Source organism: Burkholderia lata (genome assembly GCF_902499025.1).
GTDB classification, from domain to species: domain Bacteria; phylum Pseudomonadota; class Gammaproteobacteria; order Burkholderiales; family Burkholderiaceae; genus Burkholderia; species Burkholderia lata_C.
In genome coordinates, this window is sequence record NZ_CABVPW010000035.1 from 45020 (window position 1) to 67430 (window position 22411).

Below are 22411 nucleotides of genomic sequence, written 5' to 3' on the forward strand. Positions count from 1 at the left end.
CGCGCTATGCGCCTCCTGTCACGCGCAGCACTTCCTCGAGCGACGTCGCGCCCGACGCGAGCCATCGCTCGGCGTCGTCGCGCAGCGTGCGCATCCCTTCCGCCCGGCCGGCGGCGAGAATCTCCGCGTCGGCCGCGTTGCGGTGGATCAGCGAGCGGATCGACTCGTCGACCAGCAGCAGTTCGTATACGCCGCGCCGGCCCGCGTAACCCGAATGCCCGCACTTGTCGCAGCCGACCGGATGCCACACGGTGCGGCCTTCTTCCTGGCGCTCTTCCTTGCAGACGGGGCAGAGCTGCCGCACGAGCCGCTGCGCGAGCACGCCGAGCAGCGACGACGCGAGCAGGTAGGGCTCGACGCCCATGTCGGTCAGACGCGTGACGGCCGAGGCCGCATCGTTCGTGTGCAGCGTCGCGAGCACGAGGTGGCCCGTCAGCGAAGCCTGCACCGCGATCTGCGCGGTTTCGAGGTCGCGGATTTCGCCGATCATGATCACGTCCGGATCCTGGCGCAGGATCGAGCGCAGCGCACGGGCAAAGGTCATCCCGATCCGCTCGTTCACCTGCGTCTGGCCGATGCCGCCGAGGTCGTATTCGATCGGGTCCTCGACGGTCATGATGTTGGTCGTCGCGGTCTCGAGCCGCGACATCGACGCATACAGCGTGGTCGTCTTGCCCGAACCGGTCGGGCCCGTGACGAGCACGATGCCGTGCGGACGCGCGATCAGCTTGTCGAATTGTGCGAGCGTGTCGCGGCCCATCCCTAGCGCTTCGAGGTTCAGGCGCGCCGCATCCTTTTCCAGCAGACGCAGCACCGCCCGCTCGCCGTGCCCGGTCGGCAGCGTCGACACCCGCACGTCGACCGGCCGGCCGCCGACGCGCAGCGTGATGCGGCCGTCCTGCGGCAGGCGCTTCTCCGCGATGTCGAGCTGCGCCATGATCTTGATCCGCGAGATCAGCGCGCCGTGCAGCGCCTTCTTCGGCCGCACGACGTCGCGCAGCGTGCCGTCGACGCGAAAGCGCACGACCGATGCGTTCTCGAACGGCTCGATGTGGATGTCCGATGCCTGTTCGCGCGCCGCTTGCGTGAGCAGCGCGTTGATCATCCGGATGATCGGCGCATCGTCTTCCGATTCGAGCAGATCCTCGACTTCGGGGATGTCCTGCATCAGCCGCGACAGGTCGACTTCGCCTTCGACCTCGCCGACCACCTGCGCGGCGCTGCCGTCCTGGCGCGCGTACGCATGGTTGATCGCCTGCACGAGCTCGTCGGCCGGCACGCGATGCACGGAGATCGAGCCGAAGTTGCGTGCGATCTCCGCGAGCGCGGCGTCGCTCGTGCGTTCGCTGATCCACACCTCGAGCGTGTCGTCGAGCTGGTGCGCGATCAGCACCTGGCCGCTCTTCGCGAAGCCGTACGGCAACAGGCGCGCGGCGAGCGGCGACGGCGGCTGCCGTTCGCCCGGCGCGCCGTCGTGGGAAGGAGACGCGAGCACGTCGCTCACTGCGACGCTCCCGGCGTGGCCGTCAGCGGCTGTTGCGGCACCGCCTGCTGCGGCACGCTCTGCGGCTGCGCGGGCGTCGCCTCCGGCAACGGCTGGGCCGGCGCCGGCGCCACCTGGCGCTGCAGCTGCTGGCGACGCATCTTGTCGAGATCGAACAGGTTACCGGCCGGCGTGCCGCCCTGGCTCGGGCCCAGCGGCATCGGCGGGACGACCGGATCGTCCTTGTCGCGGATCACGTTGTTGTCCGACTTGTACGCGCCCGTCACACCCTGGATGTAGTCGTAGCGGTTCGCCGTGACTTCCTGCGCGGTACTGCGATCGGAAATGATCACCGGGCGCAGAAACACCATCAGGTTGGTTTTCTGGCGCTGCTTCGATTCCGAGCGGAACAGCTGGCCGATCCACGGGATGTCGCCCAGCAGCGGCACCTTGCTGTTCGACACGGCGTAGTTGTCCTGCATCAGGCCGCCGAGCACGATGATTTCGCCGTTGTCCGCGAGGATCGTCGACTGGATCGAGCGCTTCGTGAAGGTCGGCCCGGTCTGCGCGGCCGTCGTGCTCGTAACGACGGCCGAATCCTCGGTGTAGAGCTGCAGCTTGAGGATTCCGCCTTCCGTAATCTGCGGCTTCACGTGCAGCGTCAGGCCGACGTCGCGGCGATCGTAGGTATTGAACGCACTGTTCGTATTGCCGCTCGTCAGGTTCGAGTACGAACCGGTCGCGATCGGCACGTTCTCGCCGACGACGATCTTCGCTTCCTCGTTGTCGAGCGTGATCAGGTTCGGTGTCGACAGCACGTTCGCGTCGCTCACGCCCGCGAAATACTGCAGCAGCGCACCGAGCCCCTGCACGCCGAACATGTTGTGCAGCCAGCCGATGTTGAGGCCCTGGTTCAGCCCCGCGATATTGGCGGCCAGCCCGGTGGTGGCGGCCGTGCCGCCGGTCGTCAGGTTGATGATGCTGTTGCCCGCGACACTGCCGGCCGTGGCCGCCAGGTTCGTGCCGCCGAGAAACTGGCCGCTCGCCACCTGCCACTGGATGCCGAGGTTGCCCTGCGTCGTCGAGTTCAGTTCGACGATCAGCGCTTCGATGTAGACCTGCGCACGCCGCGCGTCGAGCTGGTCGATCACCGAGCGCAGGTTCCGGTAGACCGGTTCGGACGCGGTGATGATCAGCGAGTTGGTTGCCGCATCGGCCTGGATCATTCCGCCCGGCTGGTTGTCGTCGCCCTTGTCCTTGTCGCCGCCGAGCAGGCCAGCGGTGCCGAGCCCGCCACCGCTGGACGAGCCGCCGTACGACGACGAGGACGACGAGCCGCCGAGGCCGCCCGACGGCAGCGGCGGGGTGCCGGACGTGCCGGTCGAGAAGTTGCCGCTCGACGACGAGCCGCCGTTCTGGTTGAAGCTGTTCGCATCGTTGGACGACGCCGACGAGCCGCTGTCGCTGCCGCTACCCTTGCCGAGCATCCCGCGCAGCGTCTTCGCGAGCTTCACTGCATCGGCGTTGCGCAGCGCCACGACGTGCATGTTGCCGGGTACCCCGCTCGGCGCGTCGAGCTGCTGCACGAGCCGCTTGGCGGCCGCGAGGCGCGACGCGCTCGATGCGCGCAGCAGCAGCGAGTTGGTGCGCGGGTCGGCCGTGACCGACACCTTCAGCGTTGCGTCGCTGTTGCCGATCGCGCCCGGGTCGAGCATTTTCTGCAGCTGCGCGGCGAGGTCGATCGCGTTCGCGTTGCGCAGCGGCACGACCTGCACCTGCGCGCCCGCGGCGCTGTCGACGCCCGCGATGATCTGCGCGATGCGCCGCACGTTGTCCGCGTAGTCGGTCACGACGATCGTGTTGTTCGCCGGGTAGGCGGTGACCGTGTTGTTCGGCGAGATCAGCGGCCGCAGCACGGGCAGCAGGTTGTTCGCCGATTCGTTGTGCAGTTCGAACACCTGCGTGATCACCTGGTCGCCGCGCGCCTGCGGCGTATTGCCGACGTAGGTCGGCACGCCCTGCAGCTTCGCGTCGGCCTCGGGCACGACCTTCAGCACGCCGTGATCCTGCACGAGCGCGAAGCCCTGCATGCGCAGCGCCGACTGCAGCGTCTTCAGTGCCTGGTCTTCCGGCACTGGCCGTTCGGCCACGAGATTGAGCTGCCCCTTCACACGAGGGTCGACGATGATGGTCTTGCCGGTTGCGGCGCCGATCGCCTTGGCGACCTGGTCGATATCCGCGTTCACGAAGTTGAGCGTGACCTGAGCGTAGGCGGCCTGCGAGACGATGATGCCGGCGACGATCAAGGTCGTGGCGACACGCCGCATAACGAAGCGATTTCTTGTCATGGATGAATGGGTCGATGCCGGCTCAGGCCACTTCCGGCGGTAGTGCTGGGATCCAAGTCCGAAAGAGGCGACATTAGCAGTTTTTCATGTCCGAAATATCACATTGATCCGAGGACTGTCTCACATACGACATGTATCGGGCGAGCCGTATGCAATATGTAAGCTTTAACGCTATTCTCGGCATGCCGGCCATCGCCCCCGTTTCCCGATGAACCGACACGGAAATGCGGTATAACCGGGCTGCCGTATTCCTGTATGTCGCAAGCTAACGGACTGTCGGTATGATACGGGCGGCACGATTCTTGTCGCACGAATAACAGGCACGGGTTTTCCCGACCCTCACGCATTTTTCTTGTCGATTCCGCACCATGAACAGACGGATCGTTTCGATCGCGTTGATCGCCGCCGGCGCGTGTTTCGCCAGCGCGAATGCTCGCGCGGACTGTTTCGACGAGGCGGCTAAATATCAGCAGGTCAATCCGCTGATCCTGCGCGCGATCGCGTGGCAGGAATCGCGCAACCGGCCCGGTGCGCTGAACAAGAACACGAACGGTTCGGTCGACTACGGCCTGATGCAGATCAATTCGATCCATCTGCCGACGCTGTCGCGCTACGGCATTGGCCGCGATACGCTGATGGAACCGTGCAAGAACGTCTATATCGCCGCGTGGCATCTCAAGCAGAAGATGAACCGCTACGGCAACACGTGGCAGGCGGTCGGTGCCTATCATTCGGAAACCCCGTCGCTGCGCGACAAGTACGCGCGGCAGATCGCCGCGATCCTGACGCAGTGGAAGCTGCTGCCGCCCGCGCAATGACACGGCGCCGCGGCGCGGCCTGACGCGGTACCGGCCGGCCGGCGCGCGTTTGATGCACAATGCGGGCTCACGCCGCAATTTCGCCCGTCCGCGGGCGGATCGCGCCCCGGAAGGGCACCGCGGCCGCTTTTTCAATTTTTCCGTTGGTGCATATCGCTATGAATCCGGCAATGAACCAGCCGTTGCCCGTCACCGTGCTGTCCGGCTTCCTCGGCGCCGGCAAGACCACGCTGCTCAATCACATCCTCGCGAACCGCGCGGGCCTGAAAGTCGCCGTGATCGTCAACGATCTCGCGGCGGTCAACATCGACGCATCGCTCGTGCGCGATGCTCAGGCGCTGTCGCACGTCGAGGAACGCCTCGTCGAGATGTCGAACGGCTGCATCTGCTGCACGCTGCGCGACGACCTGCTCGTCGAGATCCGGACGCTCGCATCCGAAGGCCGCTTCGACGCGATCATGATCGAATCGACCGGCATCGCGGAGCCGATGCCGATCGCCGAAACCTTCACGTTCGTCGACGACGACGGCACGTCGCTGTCGAAAATCGCGCGGCTCGACACGCTCGTCACCGTGGTCGACGCGTACAACTTCCTGCGCGACTACGGCTCGGACGATGCACTCGCGACGCGCGGCATCGCCGCGTCGGAAGAGGACGACCGCACGCTCGTCGAACTGCTGATCGAGCAGATCGAGTTCTGCGACGTGCTGGTGATCAACAAGGCCGACCTCGTCGCCGCGGACGATCTTGCTCGCCTGCAGCACATCCTCGCGCGACTCAATCCGCGCGCGCACCAGGTCGTGTCGACGTTCGGCAACGTGCCGCTCGACGAAGTGCTGAACACGGGCCGCTTCGATTTCGACGAGGCCGCGAACGCACCGGGCTGGCTCGCGTCGCTCGATCACGATCACACGCATTGCGACGACCCCGACTGCCATGACGAACATCATGCGCACGTGCACGGCGAAGCCGACGAATTCGGGATCGGCAATTTTGTTTACCGCGCACGCCGGCCGTTTCATCCGGCGCGACTCTGGGCGCTGCTGCATCAGGAGTGGCCGGGCGTGCTGCGCAGCAAGGGCTTCTTCTGGCTCGCGACGCGCAACGACATCGCGGGTTCGCTGTCGCAGGCGGGCGGCGTATGCCGGCATGGCCCGGCGGGTCTCTGGTGGGCGGCGCAGGATCGCGCGGAATGGCCGGACGACGACGAGCTGCTCGGTGAAATCCGCGCCGAATGGCACGGCGATATCGACGATCGCGCAGTGGGTGATCGCCGGCAGGAACTCGTGCTGATCGGCATCGCGCTCGACGCGGATGCATGGCGCGCGAAGCTCGATGCGTGCCTGCTGACCGATGCGGAATTCGCGCTCGGCGCGGCGGGATGGCACGCGTTCGACGATCCATTCCCGGCGTGGGACGTCGATTCGCACGACGACGACGATCACGGCGACACGCAGATCGTGCACGCGTAACGCGTTGTAAAAACAACCGTTAAATCTTGCAAGAGGGGCGCGGACTGTGGCGAAAATGCTGCGCGCGCCCAACAAAAAACCCGCCGAAAGGCGGGTTTTTCTTGGAACAGGCGCTGGTTTAACGCTTGTTGACGGCGTCCTTGAACGCCTTGCCAGCCGTGAACTTGACCGTCTTGGCTGCCGGGATCTTGATGGTTTCGCCCGTCTTCGGGTTGCGGCCCGTACGTGCTGCGCGCTTGCCCGAACCGAAGCTGCCGAAGCCGATCAGCTGAACCGCATCACCCTTCGACACGGCCTTCTTGATGACTTCGAGCAGCGTGTCCAGCGTTTCGCCGGTTTGAGCCTTGCTGGCGCCCGTTTGGGCGGCGACGGCGTCGATCAGTTCCTGTTTGTTCATTAAGGTTCCTTTATCAGGTTAGGTTGACACGAACAGCGCGAACGCGCCGATTATACGTGCGCGAACCGTGCCGTCGAGAGTCAGACTCCGACGACACAGCGCCGAATCCTGGCCCGCGCGACGCGCCCTCCGGCTTGCCGGTGGCCACCCCGCGGTACGGCGTTGCTATGATAGCGCAGCGCAAACCCAATAACGACAAGGGTTTCAAAGATTTTCATCGGTATTTCGCCGAATGAATCACTGACTGCCCGTTTTTTGACCAGCGCCACCCGGACAGGATACGCAGCGCGGTCCGCCCCGTTGGCTTTTTCCAACGACCGGTCGGACGGCCCCGCGCAATCCCTTGCCAGGCTTGGCTGCCACGTTTTTTGTTTCGCATGACCGACCGACTTGTTCCCGCCTCGCTCGCGCTTCGCGACGACGGCACGCTCGTCTCGCCCGAGTTCGGCGATCTCCATCGCGGCGCGTCAGGTGCGCTCGCACATCGCGTGTTCGTCGCGGGCAACGGGCTGCCGGCGCGCTGGCAGGGCCGCCGCACGTTCACGATCGTGGCGACCGGATTCGGCGCGGGCGGCAGTTTCCTCGCGGCCTGGGCCGCATGGCGCGACGATCCCGCGCGCTGCGAGCGGCTGCATTTTGTCGCAGTCGAACCGCATCCGTTCTCGCGCGAAGACCTGCGTCGCGCAGCTTCACATATCGTTGCGGACACAACCATATCGGCAGACGTCGATGCGCTTGCCGACGCGTGGCCGATGCTTGTACCGGGTCTGCACCGGCTCGAATTCGACGAAGGGCGCGTGGTGCTCACGCTCGCGTCCGGCGACGCGATCGACATGCTGGGAAAGATCGTCGCGCGCGCCGACGCGTTCTGTCTCGACGGCTTCGCGTCATCGAGCGACGCGGATCTCCGATCGGCCGACGTGGTCCGCGCGCTGTCGAAAATCGCCGGCGAACACGCAACGTTCGCAGCGCATACGAATTCCGATGGGTTGAAACATGCACTCGGCAAATCGGGTTTCACGTATCGCGAGGTCGACGATCTGATCGTCGGTGAATATGCGCCGCGCTGGCGCGCGCGCCGGCACGAGCCGCCGCTCGCATTGCCCGTTGCTGCGCGCCGTGCAATCGTGATCGGCGCGGGCCTCGCAGGCTGCGCGGTCGTCGAACGCCTGGCCTCGCGCGGCTGGGAAGTCACGTTGATCGAGCGGCATGACCGGATCGCGAGCGAAGCGTCGGGCAATCCGGCCGGCGTATTCCATCCGCTGATGACACGCGACGACAACATCGCGAGCCGGCTCACGCGTGGCGGCTTCCTGCACGCGATCGCACGCTGGCGCGCACTCGAACGTGCAGGCCACGCATTCGCGCGCAGCACGCACGGGATGATCCATCTCGCGGAATCGGCCGACGACTTCGAACGGATGCGCGATGCATTCGACGCGTTCGGTGCGCCGTCCGACTATGTCTCACTGCTCGACACCGATGCCGCGCGCGCGCATCTGAGCCTGCCGGTCGCGCAGGGTGGCCTGCTGTTTCCGCACGGCGGCGCCGTCTGGCCGGCCGGCCTTTGCGCGGCCCAATACGCGGCGGCCGGCGAGCGCGTGCGCTTGCTCGCCTCCACCGGCGTGGCCCGACTCGAACGGCGGAGCGACGCATGGCATGCGCTCGACGATGCGGGCGACACGCTGGCCGAGGCGCCCGTCGTCGTGCTCGCGAATGCCGGCGATGCCGCGCGTCTCGCCGGGCTGCAGCATGTCGCACTGCAGCCGGTGCGTGGCCAGCTCACGTTGCTGCCACCGGGCAGCACGGCACCGTTGCCGTGCCCGACGATCGGCGACGGTTACGCGGTGCCGCTCGACGACGGCACGCTGCTGATCGGTGCGACGTTCGAACCCGACGACGTCGATCCCGCGATGCGTACGGCCGGCCATCTCGAAAACGTCGAGCGCGTGCGGCATCTGCTGCCGGGCCTGATCGGCGACCTGCCGGATCCCGACACGCTACGTGGCCGCGTTGCGTTCCGCTGGGTCGTCGGCGACCGCCTGCCGCTGCTCGGCCCGCTCGCGGACGAAGCGGGCGCCGTCGCCAATGCCCGCGCGCTGAGCGGTGCGCAGGCACGCGACCTGCCGCGCATGCCCGGACTCTACGGCGCATTCGGTTTCGGCTCGCGGGGCCTTGTATGGGCGGCACTCGGCGCCGAACTGATCGCGTCGCAACTCGAAGGCGAGCCATGGCCGCTCGAGCGCGAACTCGCCGATGCCGTCGACCCCGCACGCTTCCTGATCCGCGCGTTGCGCGCGCGTCGCGTCGGCCAGGCCGGCTGACCGCTCACCCGAGCCGCTCACAGTTTCCCGACTTTTTCGCGCAAGGTTATCCACTCGACACTGTGGATAACCGCGCGGAATCCGTGCGCACTTCGTGTGCAATCACAGTGGACGTAAACTGGGCAACTCGGCACAGCTGTGAGACGGCCCGAAAGTTGCTCAACTCAAACCTCTGTGCACGAACAGTCTGTACAACGGGTTATGGGCTCTCCAACACCTTGATCTGTCGACGTAAACCGAAGTTATCCACAGAACTGTGCGTCCTTTGTTAACTTCTACTATGTATATATACAAGTAAACCTTTGAAACCAAAGACCTGTGGTGCCGCACAGCGCCGCGAGTCGATTCAATGGGTTCCAGACCGAAAAAGCTGTGGCACAATCGGTTTCCTTCGCGTTCATCCGGCCAGGCGCCGGACATGCTTCAATGGAACGGTCGGCACGATTTCGAATCTGAATCTTCGAGACTGCGCAGTCCGTTCACACACCAGGCCGACAATCCAGATCGGCAACCTGAACGACTTTCCGCCCTGTGGCGGAAAAGGCGGATCCCATGTCCCGCCGTCGTCGACACAACAATCACATTCGGGGCGATACCCAGCCGGCGCGCATCCATTTCTGACGCTTGAACCCGTGTCGCTGGCGGTCGCTTCCAAAGGAGAAGTCACCACGATGAAGTCGGCGTTCTCATTCCTGCCCAACTGGCCGCTCACGCCGGATGCCGTGTTCTGGGCCGGGCTCGCGCTGTTCGCGGCCGGCCTGTGTGGCGAGCTTTGCTATCGCGCATGGCGTCTGCCTCGCATCACCGGTTATGCGGTGATCGGTCTCATGGCCGGGTCGTTCGGATTCGGCGTGATCGATGCAAGCACCGACGAAACCTCCCGGTTGCTGATCGACGTCGCGCTCGGCCTGTTGCTGTTCGAGCTCGGCAGCCGTCTCGACCTGCGCTGGATCCGGCGTAACCCGTGGCTCGTCGCGTCGAGCCTCGCCGAAGCCACGCTGACGTTCGTGCTGGTGCTGTTCGTGATGCTCGCGCTCGGCGTGTCGGGGATGGTCGCGCTCGTGCTGTCGGCGATCGCGATCGCGACGTCGCCGTCGATGGTGATCCAGCTGAAGACCGAACTGCGCGCGGAAGGGCAGGTGTCGCAACGCCTCATCACGCTCACCGCGCTCAACAGCGTCTATGCGATCGTGCTGACCAAGCTCGTGACGAGCTGGCTCCATCAGGAAGCGTACGGCAACGTTTTCGCGACGATCCTGCAGCCGCTCTACCTGATCGCCGGGTCGTTCATCGTCGCGTATCTCGTCGCGCGTTCGTGCAACTACCTGTTCCGCCACATGACCGCGACGATGCGCGACGAGCATTCGTTCGTCGCGCTGTTCGGGCTCGTGATGCTCGCGATCGCCGTCGCCCAGGCGCTGAAGCTGTCGACGCTGCTCACGCTGCTGCTCGCCGGCATCATCGTGAAGAATCTCGAGGCTCGCCCGCAACTGTGGCCCGAGCATTTCGGCACGGCCGGCTGGCTGCTGACGGTGATCCTGTTCGTGCTCACGCTCACGTCGTTCACGTGGGGCGACATCGCGCTCGGCGGGCTGCTCGCGATCGTACTGATCGTCACGCGGCTCGTCGCGAAACTGGCCGGCGTCGTCGCGTTCGCGAAGCCGAGCGGCATCGGGATGAAACAGGGCGTCGCGCTCGGCATCGCGCTCACGCCGATGTCCGCGCTGTCGTACCTGCTCGTCGACGACACCTACCAGCTCTATCCGAATTTCGACCCGCACCTGCGCGCGATCGTGATGTGCACGATCGTGATCCTGCAGCTCGTCAGCCCGTTCATCGTCTACCGCTGCCTGTCGGCGGTCGGTGAACGCAGCGACAGCAACTGATTCCGGAACCTGCCATGGCACTCGAAACCTTCGTCAATTCCGAGCCGTTTACGTTCGGCGTCGAACTGGAGATCCAGGTCGTCAACACGCACAACTACGACCTGACCAAAGCGGCCTCCGACCTGATGCGCCTGATCCAGGGCGAGACCTTTCCGGGCAACATCACGCCGGAAATCACCGAGAGCATGATCGAGCTGTCGACCGGCATCTGCCATTCGCACGAACAGGCGGTCACCGAGTTGCACGCGATCCGCGACGTGCTCGTGAAGGCGGCCGACCAGCTCAACGTCGGGCTGGCCGGCGGCGGCACGCATGCGTTCCAGCAATGGAGCGACCGGCAGATCTACGATGCGCCGCGCTTCCAGTACATCTCCGAGCTGTACGGTTATCTCGCGAAGCAGTTCACGGTGTTCGGCCAGCACGTGCACATCGGCTGCCCCGATCCCGACAGCGCGCTGTTCCTGCTGCACTCGATGTCGCGCTTCATTCCGCACTTCATCGCGCTGTCGGCGTCGTCGCCGTTCGTGCAGAACGTCGACACGGGCTTCCATTCGGCACGCCTGAATTCGGTGTTCGCGTTCCCGCTGTCGGGCCGCGCGCCGTTCGTGCTGACCTGGGACAGCTTCGAGGAGTACTTCATGAAGATGGTGAACACCGGCGTCGTCAACTCGATGAAGGACTTCTACTGGGACATCCGCCCGAAGCCCGGCTACGGGACGATCGAGGTGCGCGTGATGGACACGCCGCTGTCGGTCGACCGCGCGGCTGCGATCGCCTGCTACATCCAGACGCTCGCGCGCTACCTGCTGACCGACCGGCCGCTGAAGCTGTCGGAGGACGACTACCTCGTCTACACGTTCAACCGTTTCGAGGCGTGCCGCTTCGGGCTCGAGGGCACCTGCGTGAATCCTCAGACGGGTGAGCGCCGCACGATCGCCGAAGACATCCTCGATACGCTCGACCGGATCGCGCCGCATGCGGCCGCGCTCGGTTCGCGCGCGGCACTCGACGAGATCGGCGCACTGGCCAAGGCGCGCGTGAACGACGCGTCGTGGTTGAGAACCGTTTTCAAACAGGAAAAATCGCTCAATGAGACGGTCCGCCAGCAGTGCTTACGTTGGCGCGAGTGAAAAAATGTTTTGCAGATTACGGGGTCGACCGAGTCGCGATTCACTGAACGACCGGCGGCCCCGATTGCCGCCGAAATCGTTGCCGGTTGTCCTGAAAATCTGTGGATAACCTGATATTCCGCTGCAAAGTCAACGATCTGTGCGCGGGATAACCCGGTGGATCACTATGGTCGGACCGATGGCCGATCCGAACAGGAAAATGTCCTTACGCACCGTTCCATGGGCGTTCGGCATTGCAGGCACAACGAAAAATTTTGGTTATCCAGCGATTTTCCACAGAATGAAGGGGATAACTTAGCTGTGCGATTTTCCGCTCTCGCTTAGAATGTCGGCTTTGCGGACACCGGAACGATGCGTGTCTTACCGGTCGCCGCGAACGCGACCGCCGCGTGTGCCCTCGCGACGGCCGTGCTGACACACTCGCAAGAGCGTGTCTGTTTTGAGATAGACATTCGATCTCCACACTACGGCCGCTCGGCAAACCGGGCGGCGGCAAAGCGAAAAGACTATGAGCGAAGGCGTTTACGGGAATCAGGCTTCGGGACGTGTGACCCACAGCCTGCTGCGGTTGAGTACGGCCATGCGAAGCCAGGCATGGGATTGGGCGGAAGGCGCAGGCCTCACGCCGACGCAGGGCGAGATTCTCGTGCTGCTGCTGCAGCGCAAGGGCCCGATGCGGCTCGGCGAGATCGCGCGCGAGACGCAGCTGACCGCTGCGACCACGAGCGATGCCGTCAGCACGCTCGAGACGAAGGGTCTCGTCGAGAAGCGCCGTGCGCTGGACGACGGCCGCGCGCTGGCCGTGCGCCTGTCGGCCCGTGGCCGTACGGCCGCGAAGAAGGCGCTGCAATGGCCTGAATTCCTGACGAAAGCGGTCGGCAAGCTCGGCGCGGACGAGCAGGGCGCACTGTACCGCGCGCTGCTGAAGACGCTGCGCGAACTGCAGGTGGCCGGTGCGACGCCGCCGCAGCGCATGTGCGTGACGTGCGCCCACTTCCAGCCGGGCAAGCTGTCGAAAAAGACCGTGCATCACTGCGCGGCGCTCGACATCTCGATGTCCGACAGCGATCTGCGTCTCGACTGCTCGGTGCAGGAAGAGGCCGACGCGGCGACGCAGAAGAAGACCTGGAAGATTTTCGCCGGCTGACGTCCGTCGATCGACCGGGAGGCCGATGATGAACGCTGAAGTCGTGGCGATCCGCCACGTGCATTTCGAGGATCTCGGGAGCTTCGAGCAGGTGCTCGGCGAACGGGGTCGGCGGGTGCGCTACGTCGACGTCGGGTCGTCTCGGGTCGAGGTGCTCGACGTGCTCGAGCCTTCGCTGCTCGTCGTGCTCGGCGGGCCGATCAGCGTGTACGACGATGCGCAGTATCCGACGATCGCGCCGCTCGCGGCACTGGTGCGCAAGCGCATCGATGCGGGCCTGCCGATCCTCGGCATCTGCCTCGGTGCGCAGTTCATCGCCCGGGCGCTCGGTGCGCGCGTCTATCCGGCTGCGCAGCACGAACTCGGCTGGGCGCCGCTGACGCTCACCGATGCCGGCCGCGCGTCGCCGCTGCGTCATCTCGACGCTGCGGCGACGTCGATGCTGCACTGGCATGGCGACACGTTCGACCTGCCGGGCGGTGCGATGCATCTCGCGTCGACGCCGGCCTGCCGTCACCAGGCATTCGCATGGGGCCAGCATGTGCTGGCGCTGCAGTGCCATCCGGAAATCCGCACCGACCGTTTCGAACCGTGGCTGATCGCGAACGCCGGCGAGATCGCGGCGACGCCCGGCATCGACGCGCACCAGCTGCGCGCCGATACCGCGCAGCATGGCCCCGCGCTCGAGGCGGCCGCGCGACGCATGTTCGCGGAGTGGCTCGACAGCGTCGGACTCTGACGCCGCAAGCGGCGAAGGTGTTGCCCGGCCTGCATCCGTTGCAGGCCGGCGCATCGCCGTACGCGCGGTATTTGCCGCCTTTCCCGCGTTGCCGGCAACCGGCCGCGGGCCGTACCTGACCATCCGCTTACTGCCGCGTGCACTGCCAGCACGCTTGCCGCCTGCGTGCTACGCTCGTTCGCTCTTTCCCTTCCTGGCGAGCGGCCTCCATGACTGCGCTGTTTTCCCCGTTCACGCTGCGCGGCGTGACCCTTCCGAACCGGATCGTGATCTCCCCGATGTGCCAGTACTCGGCCGAACGCGGCGAGGCGACCGACTGGCACATGATTCACCTCGGCCATCTCGCGCTGTCGGGCGCCGGGCTGCTCTGCATCGAGGCAACCGCGGTGGAACCCGACGGGCGCATCACGCATGGCGACCTCGGCCTCTGGGACGACGTGACCGAAGCCGCGCTGAAGCCGGTGCTGGCCGCGATCCGCAAGCATTCGCCGGTCCGCATCGCGATGCAGCTGTCGCATGCGGGGCGCAAGGCGTCGAGCAACGTGCCGTGGCAGGGCGGCCAGCTCGTGTCCGTCGCCGACGGCGGCTGGTTGCCGCATGCACCGTCGGCCGTGCCGCACAAGGACGACGAGACGCCGCCGCTCGCACTCGATGCCGCGGGCCTGAACCGGATCCGCGACGCGTTCGCGGCGTCGGCGAAGCGTGCCGCGCGGCTCGGCATCGACGCGATCGAAGTGCACGCGGCACACGGCTATCTGCTGCACCAGTTCCTGTCGCCGCTCGCGAACCAGCGCACCGACGAATACGGAGGCTCGCTCGAAAACCGCATGCGTTTTCCGCTCGAGATCTTCGAGACCGTGCGCGCGGCGTTTCCGGAAGACCGGCCGGTCGGCGTGCGCGTGTCCGCGACCGACTGGGTCGAAGGCGGCTGGGAGCTCGACGATACGATCGCGTTCGCGCACGAACTGAAGCGCCGCGGCTGCGACTGGATCGACGTGTCGTCCGGCGGCGTGTCGCCGCTGCAGAAGATTCCGTTGTCGCCAGGCTACCAGGTGCCGTTCGCGCAGGCCGTGAAGCGCGCGGTCGGCATGCCGACGATTGCCGTCGGCCTGATCAACGAGCCCGCGCATGCGAACCGGCTCATCGAGGCCGGCGATGCCGATTTCATCGCAATGGCGCGCGCGATGCTGTACGACCCGCGCTGGCCGTGGCATGCGGCGGCCGAGCTCGGTGCGCAGGTGACGGCGCCGCCGCAATACTGGCGCTCGCAGCCGCGCGAGCACAAGGCGTTGTTCGGCGACATCGCATTCGGCCAGCGTTGAGCGTCAGGCGTGCAATATTGCGCGTGATGTTGAACGAAGCAATCGTGAACGTGTAGGATGCGGGTGATTCGCCGCATGCCCCGACGCGGCACCAACCGGTGCCGCGTTTTCGTTTTGCGCGACGCCAGGCCGTGACCGCGGCCGTCTTCCATTCAAGTCGTCTTCACAAGGATTCGTTCGATGAGTTCACGCAGGATCGCGGTGCGCCGCTCGGGAGTACACGGCAAGGGCGTGTTCGCCGTGGCGCCGATCAAGGCCGGCGAGCGCGTAGTGGAATACAAGGGCGAGCGAATTTCGTGGAAGGAAGCGCTGCGTCGTCACCCGCACGACCCGGCCGAACCGAACCATACGTTCTACTTCGCACTGGACGAGGGCGGGGTGATCGACGGCAAGATCGACGGTAACAGCGCGCGCTGGATCAACCACTCGTGCGCGCCGAACTGCGAAGCCGAGGAAGTCAAAGGCCGCGTGTTCATCCACGCGCTGCGCGACATCGGGCCGGAAGAGGAGCTGTTCTACGACTACGGCCTCGTGATCGATGCGAAGCTGACGAAGACGCTCAAGCGCGAATACGCGTGCCATTGTGGCGCGGCGTCGTGCCGCGGCACGCTGCTCGCGACGTCCGACGACGGCGGGAAGAAGAAAAAGAAGAAGGACAAGAAGGACGGCAAGTCCGAGTCCCGATCGAAGGACAAGAAAAGCAGGAAGTGACGCAGGCGGCGGCGCATCGTGCGCTGCCGCTGCCCCTGCCGTTTCGGCGGATGGCTCCGCGCATCGCGCAGCCGTGCTTTCCGCCTCCCTCATCCGGCGTGCGGCCCGACCAGCGGCCGCCCGCCGCGAATCGCTCAGTGCGTCGGCGCGGCAGCCGGCGTTTCGCTGGCCGGCTTCTCGATGTGCGTGGTCAGCGGCACCCGCACCACGAAGCGCGAGCCGCCTTCCGATGCATCCTCGTACGAGACGGTGCCGCCGTGCATCGCGATGATGTCGTGCACGATCGCGAGGCCGAGCCCGGCGCCCGTCTCGACGCCGTTGCCGCTTTGCGCGTCGCCGCGGAAGAAGCGCTTGAACAGGTCGGCCTGCTGGTTGGCGGGCACGCCGGGGCCGTTGTCCTCGACGACGATCTCGGCGGCCGGCTGGCCGTCCTCGAGTGCGCCGCGCGCGACATTCACCGTGATCCGTGCACCGTCCGGCCGTGCGAGCGGCACGTACTTCAGCGCGTTGTCGAGCAGGTTCGCGATCACTTCGCGCAACAGCACGGGGTTGCCGCGCACGACCAGTTTCTCGTCGTCACCCGGATCGTCGGTGCGCTGGAAACCGAGGTCGACGTGCGACGCAAGCGCGCGCGGCACCCATTCGGCACCCGTCTCGAATGCCATCGCCGCGAGGTCGACGTTGACGAACCGCGCGGCCTGTTCGCCCGGTTCCGCGCGGGCGAGCGACAGCAGCTGGTTGGACAGCCGTACCGCGCGGTCGGCGGCCGCGCGCAGCTCGCGCACCGCGGCGAAGGTCTGGTGCGGGTCGCGCGCCACGGCTGCCTGCTCCGCGTGCAGCTTCACGGCCGTCAGCGGCGTGCGCAACTGGTGCGCGGCATCGGCGATGAACTTGCGCTGCGCGTCGAGGGCAGTCTTCAGGCGGCCGAGCAGTGCGTTCATCGCGCTCGTCAGCGGCCGGATTTCCAGCGGCACCTCGGTTTCGTCGACCGGTTCCAGCGACGTGTGGGTTTGCCGGTTCAGCGAATCGGCCAGGTGCGTGAGCGGGCCGAGCTGCTGGTTCACGACGCGCCACACGATGCCCCAGCCCGCGAGCAGCAGCAGCAGCAGCGGCATCATGATCGCAACGAGGAATTCGGCCGCGATCCGGTAGCGGTGCCGCACCGGCTGCGCGACCTCGACGACCATCGGCTTGCCGCCGTCGACGTCGTCGACCCGCACCTGCGCAACCCGCACCGCGCGGTTGTCGTATTCGGCCTCGAACACGTACGCGTGATGCATGCGGCGCACGTTGATGCCCTGCAGCGGCAGCTTCGGATCGCCGGCGAGTTCCTGTTCGCCGTCGCTGATCCGGTAGATCAGCGCTTCGGCGGGATCGGAGAACATCGCCTGCGCGAGCGGCGGCACCGTGAACGGCGCGTCGGGGCCGGCAATCTGGATCTGTTTGGAGATGGCGGTCGCGAGATCGGCGAGCGAGCGATCGATCACGTGCTGCGTGTATTGCCACGCAAGCCAGTAGGCGATCAGGCCGCTCATCAGCGCGAGCATCGACAGCGGGGCGGCGAGGCGCCGAAGCAGCGAGCGGCGCAGGCTGGTGGTGACAGCCGGATCAGGAGACATTTCGACGGGCAAATGGATAAGCGCCGCTCACGGGGAGCGGCGCGGTCGTGCGCCGGGCGGCCACGCGGAGCAGCGCGCACACGCGGGCGGCACGTGGCCGCCCGGCGTGCGGTGCCGCTCAGACGCTCGCCGTCTGGCGGATTTCCTGCAGCAGGTAGCCGAAGCCGCGCACCGTGACGATTTCGACACGGCACTGCTCGAGTTTCTTGCGCACGCGGTGCACGTAGACTTCGATCGCGGTGTCGCCGAGATCGCCGCCGAAGTGCGTGAGGTGATCCTGCAGCTGGGCCTTGCTGACGACGCGGCCGTGACGCAGCAGCAGCATCTCGAGCACCGCGAATTCACGCGGCGACAGTTCGAGCGGCTTGTCGTCGTTGAAGATGCGGCGGTCGACGCCCGACAGGCGGACGCCGCCGAGCGACACTTCCGGACGCGGCATGTCGCTGTGCGGGCCGCTGCGGCGCATCACCGCGCGGATGCGCGCTTCGAGTTCGGCCGGCTCGAACGGCTTGAGCATGTAGTCGTCGGCACCCGAGTTCAGGCCCTGGATCCGGTCGTTCAGCTCGTCGCGTGCGGTCAGCACGATGACGGGCGTGTGGCGGTTGGTCTGGCGGAAGCGCGTGAGCAGCGTCATCCCGTCGATGCCCGGCAGGCCGAGGTCGAGGATCACGAGTTCGTGGCGGTTCTGTGCCAGCGCCTGTTCGGCAAAGATGCCGTCATGCACCATGTCGACGGTGAAGCCAGCCTGCTCGAGGCTGCTCTGGATACCGCGTGCGATGGGGCGGTCGTCTTCAATCAGAAGGAGTCGCATGAAGTTCGCTCAAGTACAATGGGTTGGCGGTTCAGGCACGCGGACAGCACGACGCCGTTTCCACAGGGGCGCCGCAACACCTGACATCAAGCATGGCGGCCAGCGAACGATTAAATCCAAACATGTCCGATATTTCGATCAACGACCTAGAAGCCGCGATCAATTTCTGGCGCGCCCGCTCGCCGTCGAGCGGCGACGAACTCAAACTCTGCGAAGAGGCCAGCGCGCTTTCCAAGCCGTATGCGCTGCTGATTGTACAGCGCGAAAGCGCGCTGCAACTGGAAGGTTTGGACCCCAAGGCACGGAAAGCCTACGAGACTTACGTGCGCCTTAAGGATGGCTTGGAAAGCTGAAGGCTTCCGCTGACTACATCCTAGAAAACGTTCATCGAAATGAAAAGTTGACGCGCCGCGCATCGAAAGATGCGCGGCGGTAGAGGAAGGCCTCAGGCGGCCGGTTGCGCGTGCGCGCCGGCACGGTCGATGAACAGCGCCAGTTCGATGTCGCGTTCGGTCAGGCCGTCGGCATCGTGGGTCGACAGCGTGATGTCGACGCGGTTGTACACGTTGAACCATTCCGGATGGTGGTTCATTTCCTGCGCCTTGATCGCGACGCGCGTCATGAAGCCGAACGCTTCGTTGAAATCGGCGAAGCGCAGGCTGCGCTGGATCGCGTCGCGGCCCGGTACGGCCGTCCAGAGCGGCAGGCCTTCGAGCCGGGTCTTGCGTTCTTCTGATGTGAGCTTGTGGATCATCTTGCACCTCTCGGTCGGTAACGGCGCCCGCGCGCGGCTGCGCCGCGCGGCGAAGCCGGCACCGGTCATTGTTTCATAGTTGTGGGAAGGCCATCCGGCGACGGGCATCCGGGGACGGCCATCCGGGGAAGACGATCGGGAGGCCGGCCGTGGTCCGTTCCGGCACCCTCGAACGTCACGCGTCGGCGTCGTCGGGCCAGCCTTCGCCCGTGCCGCGATGCAGCACGCGATCGGTATCGAGCACCGCGCCGGCCGCGAACTCGGGCAGCGCCGCCAGCCGGTCGGCCAGCGCACGGCCGTCGACGTCGGCGAGCGCGAACAGTTGCGCGAAATCGTCGATCACGAAGTAGGTCTTCTGGAACGTGTCGATCCGGTACTTCGTGCGCATCACACGCTCGAGGTCGAAACCGAGCCGGTTCGGCGCCGCGCTTTCGAGGCTGTACAGGCTTTCGCCCTTGCTCGACACGATCCCGGCGCCGTAGATCGACAGCCCGTTCGTGCCGCGCGGGTCGCGGATCAGCCCGAATTCCACCGTATACCAGTAGAGCCGCGCGAGGCGCGCCAGCGCGGCTTCGTCGTCGGCGACCGCGAGTGCGGTGCGGCCGTACGCCTGCATGTAGTCGGCAAACACCGGGTCGATCAGCAACGGCACGTGGCCGAACAGGTCGTGGAAGCAGTCGGGTTCCTGCAGGTAGTCGAGCTGGTCGGGGCGGCGCATCCACCAGGTGACCGGGAAGCGCCGGTTCGCGAGATGCTCGAAGAACACGCGGTCGGGCACGAGGCCCGGCACCGCGACGATCTCCCAGCCCGTCGCCGGCTTCAACTGGCGGTTCACGTCGGCGAACGACGGCACGCGATCGGCCGGCAGGTCGATCTTCCCGAGCCCCGCGACGAACGCGTCGCACGCGCGGCCGCGCAGCAGTGCCGACTGGCGTGCATAGAGCTGTTTCCACACCGCGTGGTCGACCTGGCCGTAACGCGCGAGCGGCTGGTCGATGGTGAAATCGGCGCGGGTTTCGAGGCCCGCATCGAACTGCTCCTGCAGTTTCGCGGTGACGACGGTGGACATGATCTGGCTCTGCACGTGGCGGTTGGGAACCATGCAAGTGTAGAGCGGGCTGCGCGCGGAATGGGCGCAATATTGGCGTTGATTCGCTTGATGATGCGATAATCACGCATCAAATCACGAATTAATGCGGAGCATGCTCATGCTGGAACTCGATCACTTCGATCTCGCGCTGCTGGACGTGCTGCAGCGCTTCGGCCGTGCAACGCATCAGCAGCTCGGCGAGGAGGTGCCGCTGTCGCCGTCGCAGATCGGCCGGCGGCTGCAGCGGCTCGAGGCGGCCGGCGTGATCGAAGGCTACCGCGTGATGCTGCGCCCCGAAAAGCTCGGGCTCGGCGTCACCGCGTTCACGAGCCTGAAGCTCAAGCACCACGGCGATTCCATCATCGAGCAGTTCCAGCAGCAGATCGACGTATTGCCCGAAGTGCTCGAATGCCATGCGGTGGTGGGCGACGCGGACTACCTGCTGCGGATCGTCGCACCCGACCTGAACGCGCTGTCGCAGTTCGTGATGAAGAAGCTGATGCGCGTGCCGGGCGTCGACAGCGTGCGCTCGAACATCGTGCTGACGACCTTCAAGCGCAACGGTGCGCTGCCGCTCGCGCACTTGGCGCCCGGCGCCGCCTGATGCAGCGATAGGGCGGCAACCAGGCGGCGGCAGGGTCGAAGGCGGCGCGGGATGCGCCGCCTCAGGGCAGCGCCGGATCAGGCCGTTTCGTGCGGCGTGTCGGCGTTCAGCAGGTCGACGTACGCGACCGCGACGAGATCGTCCTGCGACACGCCGAGCTTCGCGAACACGTCGTGCGCTTCGGCTTCGCCGCCGGCTTCGTCGTCGTCGGGGCCGAGCACGACTTCCAGTTCGATGAAGTCACCGAGGCCGTCGACGCGGTCGAGGTGGATGCGCGTGCGGCCCACGAGGTACACGTGCCGTTCCTTCGTCACGATGCCGCGCGTGGTCAGCGCGGTGGCGAGCAGCGCGTGCATCGCGTCGGGGTTCGTCACCGGGCTGCGCGTGTAGTACGACGCCTTCGGGCCGTCGCGGTCGTCGCGCTGGTAGAAGATCAGTTCGGCCGGCGTGCCGTCCTCGAAGCGGCGCAGCTTCAGCCGGCCGCGCGGCACGTCATAGAAGAAATCCTGCTGGCGATAGAACAGCGGTGCCTCGGTCGCGAGCCTGGCCGCCCGTTCGCGCAGCTGGTCGAATTCGCGGGCGCGGGCTTTGATCTCGATGTTGCGGGCCATGCGGGTCTCCTTCAATCGGGGTCTCGCGGTGTGCGAACGCACAATCTAGCAAAAAGCCCGCGAAGGTGGCGTGACGAGCGGCGAGACGCGGCGACACGACGCGGCCGGGCGTTCGGCCCCGTGATTTCACCGTTCGCGCACACGCGATGGCCCGCACGGCCGCCGGCTGCCGACCGGCGACGTGTCAGGCACCGATGCCCGGTACGCCGCTAGCCGCGGCGCTATCAGCGGCACTCATATCGCCCACTGCGCTTCGATCAGCCGCAGCGCCGCCGCGATCGCCGGTTCGTCGCACCGCTCGGCGAGCGTCACGAACGTCAGCTCGGTCGGCACCGTCACCGGCTCGACGATCGTGAGCGCATGCGCGTGCGCTTCGGCCAGCGCGGTCGAGTCGCGCGCGAGCGTCAACCCGATCCCCGATTTGACGAGATCGAGCATCGACTGCTCCTGGTCGACTTCGGCCACCTTGAGTGGTTGCGCGCCGGCATCGGCGAAGCGCCGCGACAGCAGCCGGTGGTGCGCGGACGCCGGCGGTGTCCAGATCCACGGCAGCGTGGCAAGCGAGCGCCAGTCGTGTGCGCGCTGCACGCGCTCCTTCCAGCCGGCCGGCGCAAGCACGCGGTACTGGAAATGCGTGAGCGTGACGGTGTGGAACAGTGCGCCGTCGAGCGGATCGTCCTCGCCCGGCCGGCCGATGTAATAGCCGACGTCGAGCGCCTGCGTGCGCACCTGTTCGATCACCCAGCCCGACATGCCGTGCCGCAATGCCGTCTCGATCTGCGGATGGGTTTCGACCAGCGCGCGCAGGAAGCCGCCGAGCCGCAGGAAGCCCGGATCGAGGATCGTGCCGATCCGCAGCCGGCCGCGCACCTCGTGCCGCAGCGCAGCAGCGGCGCGCTGCACGTCGGCGGCGGCGGCGAGCGCGCGTTCCGCATGCGGCAGCAGCGTCTGGCCGTCGCGTGTGAGCGCGAGGCCGCGCGACGTGCGCGTAAACAGCGTGACGCCGAGCGTTTCCTGCAGATGCTTGATCTGCAGGCTGACGGCCGGCTGCGTCAGGTGCAGCTGCACGGCGGCGCGCGTCAGGTTGCCTTCGCGCGCGACCGTCGCGAACGCGCGGAGCAGGGTGAGATCCATCGTCGTGATAT

20 protein-coding genes are annotated in these 22411 nt (G+C 66.2%); 11 read left to right on the forward strand and 9 right to left on the reverse strand.

The genetic code is table 11. The features are described from left to right. Positions 1 to 4: 4 nt before the first annotated feature. Together gspE and gspD are read right to left on the reverse strand one after the other, a co-directional pair. The gene (gene gspE, locus BDI24065_RS29905) at positions 5 to 1504 is read right to left on the reverse strand and encodes a type II secretion system ATPase GspE (RefSeq protein ID WP_175034283.1); all 1500 of its coding nucleotides are present in this window, start codon (positions 1502 to 1504) and stop codon (positions 5 to 7) included. Continuing rightward, the gene (gspD, locus tag BDI24065_RS29910) at positions 1501 to 3831 is read right to left on the reverse strand and encodes a type II secretion system secretin GspD (RefSeq protein ID WP_175034284.1); all 2331 of its coding nucleotides are present in this window, start codon (positions 3829 to 3831) and stop codon (positions 1501 to 1503) included. The genes gspE and gspD overlap by 4 nt, the downstream gene beginning before the upstream one ends. 368 nt (positions 3832 to 4199) lie before the next feature. On the opposite strand from gspD, the gene BDI24065_RS29915 reads away from it, so the two are divergent. Together BDI24065_RS29915 and BDI24065_RS29920 are read left to right on the forward strand one after the other, a co-directional pair. Continuing rightward, positions 4200 to 4649: a lytic transglycosylase domain-containing protein gene (locus tag BDI24065_RS29915; RefSeq protein ID WP_175034285.1), complete on the forward strand. Its 450-nt coding sequence runs from the start codon at positions 4200 to 4202 to the stop codon at positions 4647 to 4649. 158 nt (positions 4650 to 4807) lie between these two features. Further along, positions 4808 to 6121 (forward strand): GTP-binding protein, encoded by a 1314-nt coding sequence (locus BDI24065_RS29920; RefSeq protein WP_175034286.1) that lies wholly within the window; start codon positions 4808 to 4810, stop codon positions 6119 to 6121. Between the two features lie 118 nt (positions 6122 to 6239). Here the strand turns inward: BDI24065_RS29920 and BDI24065_RS29925 are convergent, their stop codons facing one another. Continuing rightward, complete coding sequence (locus BDI24065_RS29925) at positions 6240 to 6518, reverse strand: HU family DNA-binding protein (protein WP_006401505.1); 279 nt, start codon at positions 6516 to 6518, stop codon at positions 6240 to 6242. Positions 6519 to 6895: 377 nt separating this feature from the next. On the opposite strand from BDI24065_RS29925, the gene mnmC reads away from it, so the two are divergent. From mnmC to BDI24065_RS29960, 7 genes are all read left to right on the forward strand, one after another. Continuing rightward, on the forward strand, positions 6896 to 8842 hold the full coding sequence (gene mnmC / locus BDI24065_RS29930; RefSeq protein ID WP_175034287.1) for a bifunctional tRNA (5-methylaminomethyl-2-thiouridine)(34)-methyltransferase MnmD/FAD-dependent 5-carboxymethylaminomethyl-2-thiouridine(34) oxidoreductase MnmC: 1947 nt from the start codon (positions 6896 to 6898) through the stop codon (positions 8840 to 8842). Between the two features lie 671 nt (positions 8843 to 9513). Then, entirely contained in the window at positions 9514 to 10728 is a 1215-nt protein-coding gene (locus BDI24065_RS29935; protein ID WP_175034288.1) for a cation:proton antiporter, read from the forward strand. Positions 10729 to 10742: 14 nt separating this feature from the next. Further along, the gene (locus tag BDI24065_RS29940; protein ID WP_175034289.1) at positions 10743 to 11858 is read left to right on the forward strand and encodes a YbdK family carboxylate-amine ligase; all 1116 of its coding nucleotides are present in this window, start codon (positions 10743 to 10745) and stop codon (positions 11856 to 11858) included. Positions 11859 to 12366: 508 nt separating this feature from the next. Further along, positions 12367 to 13005, forward strand: a complete 639-nt coding sequence (locus BDI24065_RS29945) for a MarR family winged helix-turn-helix transcriptional regulator (RefSeq protein ID WP_043184842.1) — start codon at positions 12367 to 12369, stop codon at positions 13003 to 13005. Between the two features lie 28 nt (positions 13006 to 13033). Next, on the forward strand, positions 13034 to 13744 hold the full coding sequence (locus BDI24065_RS29950; RefSeq protein ID WP_175034290.1) for a glutamine amidotransferase: 711 nt from the start codon (positions 13034 to 13036) through the stop codon (positions 13742 to 13744). A 209-nt stretch (positions 13745 to 13953) separates the two neighbouring features. Continuing rightward, positions 13954 to 15066 carry an NADH:flavin oxidoreductase/NADH oxidase gene (locus BDI24065_RS29955; RefSeq protein ID WP_175034291.1) on the forward strand — a complete coding sequence of 371 codons (1113 nt, stop codon included), beginning with the start codon at positions 13954 to 13956 and terminating at the stop codon, positions 15064 to 15066. A 180-nt stretch (positions 15067 to 15246) separates the two neighbouring features. Further along, a complete protein-coding gene (locus tag BDI24065_RS29960) occupies positions 15247 to 15777 on the forward strand; it encodes an SET domain-containing protein (RefSeq protein ID WP_175034292.1) in 531 nt (176 codons plus the stop codon). Between the two features lie 134 nt (positions 15778 to 15911). Here the strand turns inward: BDI24065_RS29960 and BDI24065_RS29965 are convergent, their stop codons facing one another. Then, positions 15912 to 17396 (reverse strand): sensor histidine kinase, encoded by a 1485-nt coding sequence (locus tag BDI24065_RS29965; protein ID WP_175034293.1) that lies wholly within the window; start codon positions 17394 to 17396, stop codon positions 15912 to 15914. 118 nt (positions 17397 to 17514) lie between these two features. Then, on the reverse strand, positions 17515 to 18207 hold the full coding sequence (locus BDI24065_RS29970) for a response regulator (protein WP_006401494.1): 693 nt from the start codon (positions 18205 to 18207) through the stop codon (positions 17515 to 17517). 122 nt (positions 18208 to 18329) lie between these two features. Here BDI24065_RS29970 and BDI24065_RS29975 point away from each other — a divergent pair, with 122 nt between their 5' ends. Beyond that, a complete protein-coding gene (locus BDI24065_RS29975) occupies positions 18330 to 18560 on the forward strand; it encodes a DUF3717 domain-containing protein (RefSeq protein ID WP_034183818.1) in 231 nt (76 codons plus the stop codon). A 92-nt stretch (positions 18561 to 18652) separates the two neighbouring features. On the opposite strand, the gene BDI24065_RS29980 is transcribed toward BDI24065_RS29975, so the two are convergent. Together BDI24065_RS29980 and phhA are read right to left on the reverse strand one after the other, a co-directional pair. Further along, positions 18653 to 18961 (reverse strand): 4a-hydroxytetrahydrobiopterin dehydratase, encoded by a 309-nt coding sequence (locus BDI24065_RS29980; RefSeq protein ID WP_011350499.1) that lies wholly within the window; start codon positions 18959 to 18961, stop codon positions 18653 to 18655. A gap of 175 nt (positions 18962 to 19136) precedes the next feature. Next, positions 19137 to 20030 carry a phenylalanine 4-monooxygenase gene (gene phhA, locus BDI24065_RS29985; protein WP_059676020.1) on the reverse strand — a complete coding sequence of 298 codons (894 nt, stop codon included), beginning with the start codon at positions 20028 to 20030 and terminating at the stop codon, positions 19137 to 19139. Positions 20031 to 20169: 139 nt separating this feature from the next. Here phhA and BDI24065_RS29990 point away from each other — a divergent pair, with 139 nt between their 5' ends. After that, complete coding sequence (locus BDI24065_RS29990) at positions 20170 to 20655, forward strand: Lrp/AsnC family transcriptional regulator (RefSeq protein WP_006408082.1); 486 nt, start codon at positions 20170 to 20172, stop codon at positions 20653 to 20655. A gap of 77 nt (positions 20656 to 20732) precedes the next feature. On the opposite strand, the gene BDI24065_RS29995 is transcribed toward BDI24065_RS29990, so the two are convergent. Together BDI24065_RS29995 and BDI24065_RS30000 are read right to left on the reverse strand one after the other, a co-directional pair. Further along, a complete protein-coding gene (locus BDI24065_RS29995; RefSeq protein ID WP_175034294.1) occupies positions 20733 to 21266 on the reverse strand; it encodes a class IV adenylate cyclase in 534 nt (177 codons plus the stop codon). Between the two features lie 234 nt (positions 21267 to 21500). Continuing rightward, positions 21501 to 22400: a LysR family transcriptional regulator gene (locus BDI24065_RS30000; RefSeq protein WP_175034295.1), complete on the reverse strand. Its 900-nt coding sequence runs from the start codon at positions 22398 to 22400 to the stop codon at positions 21501 to 21503. Positions 22401 to 22411: the final 11 nt, after the last annotated feature.

Bases quoted from the DNA above. Each gene is read 5' to 3' on its own strand.
- BDI24065_RS29980 (WP_011350499.1), bottom strand. From the start codon at position 18,961: ATGATCCACAAGCTCACATCAGAAGAACGCAAGACCCGGCTCGAAGGC.
- BDI24065_RS29970 (WP_006401494.1), bottom strand. From the start codon at position 18,207: ATGCGACTCCTTCTGATTGAAGACGACCGCCCCATCGCACGCGGTATC.
- phhA (WP_059676020.1), bottom strand. From the start codon at position 20,030: ATGTCCACCGTCGTCACCGCGAAACTGCAGGAGCAGTTCGATGCGGGC.
- gspD (WP_175034284.1), bottom strand. From the start codon at position 3,831: ATGACAAGAAATCGCTTCGTTATGCGGCGTGTCGCCACGACCTTGATC.
- BDI24065_RS29950 (WP_175034290.1), top strand. From the start codon at position 13,034: ATGAACGCTGAAGTCGTGGCGATCCGCCACGTGCATTTCGAGGATCTC.
- BDI24065_RS29975 (WP_034183818.1), top strand. From the start codon at position 18,330: ATGTCCGATATTTCGATCAACGACCTAGAAGCCGCGATCAATTTCTGG.
- BDI24065_RS29990 (WP_006408082.1), top strand. From the start codon at position 20,170: ATGCTGGAACTCGATCACTTCGATCTCGCGCTGCTGGACGTGCTGCAG.
- BDI24065_RS29945 (WP_043184842.1), top strand. From the start codon at position 12,367: ATGAGCGAAGGCGTTTACGGGAATCAGGCTTCGGGACGTGTGACCCAC.
- BDI24065_RS29995 (WP_175034294.1), bottom strand. From the start codon at position 21,266: ATGGCCCGCAACATCGAGATCAAAGCCCGCGCCCGCGAATTCGACCAG.
- BDI24065_RS29920 (WP_175034286.1), top strand. From the start codon at position 4,808: ATGAATCCGGCAATGAACCAGCCGTTGCCCGTCACCGTGCTGTCCGGC.
- BDI24065_RS29960 (WP_175034292.1), top strand. From the start codon at position 15,247: ATGAGTTCACGCAGGATCGCGGTGCGCCGCTCGGGAGTACACGGCAAG.
- BDI24065_RS29955 (WP_175034291.1), top strand. From the start codon at position 13,954: ATGACTGCGCTGTTTTCCCCGTTCACGCTGCGCGGCGTGACCCTTCCG.
- BDI24065_RS30000 (WP_175034295.1), bottom strand. From the start codon at position 22,400: ATGGATCTCACCCTGCTCCGCGCGTTCGCGACGGTCGCGCGCGAAGGC.
- BDI24065_RS29915 (WP_175034285.1), top strand. From the start codon at position 4,200: ATGAACAGACGGATCGTTTCGATCGCGTTGATCGCCGCCGGCGCGTGT.
- BDI24065_RS29965 (WP_175034293.1), bottom strand. From the start codon at position 17,396: ATGTCTCCTGATCCGGCTGTCACCACCAGCCTGCGCCGCTCGCTGCTT.
- BDI24065_RS29925 (WP_006401505.1), bottom strand. From the start codon at position 6,518: ATGAACAAACAGGAACTGATCGACGCCGTCGCCGCCCAAACGGGCGCC.
- BDI24065_RS29935 (WP_175034288.1), top strand. From the start codon at position 9,514: ATGAAGTCGGCGTTCTCATTCCTGCCCAACTGGCCGCTCACGCCGGAT.
- BDI24065_RS29940 (WP_175034289.1), top strand. From the start codon at position 10,743: ATGGCACTCGAAACCTTCGTCAATTCCGAGCCGTTTACGTTCGGCGTC.
- mnmC (WP_175034287.1), top strand. From the start codon at position 6,896: ATGACCGACCGACTTGTTCCCGCCTCGCTCGCGCTTCGCGACGACGGC.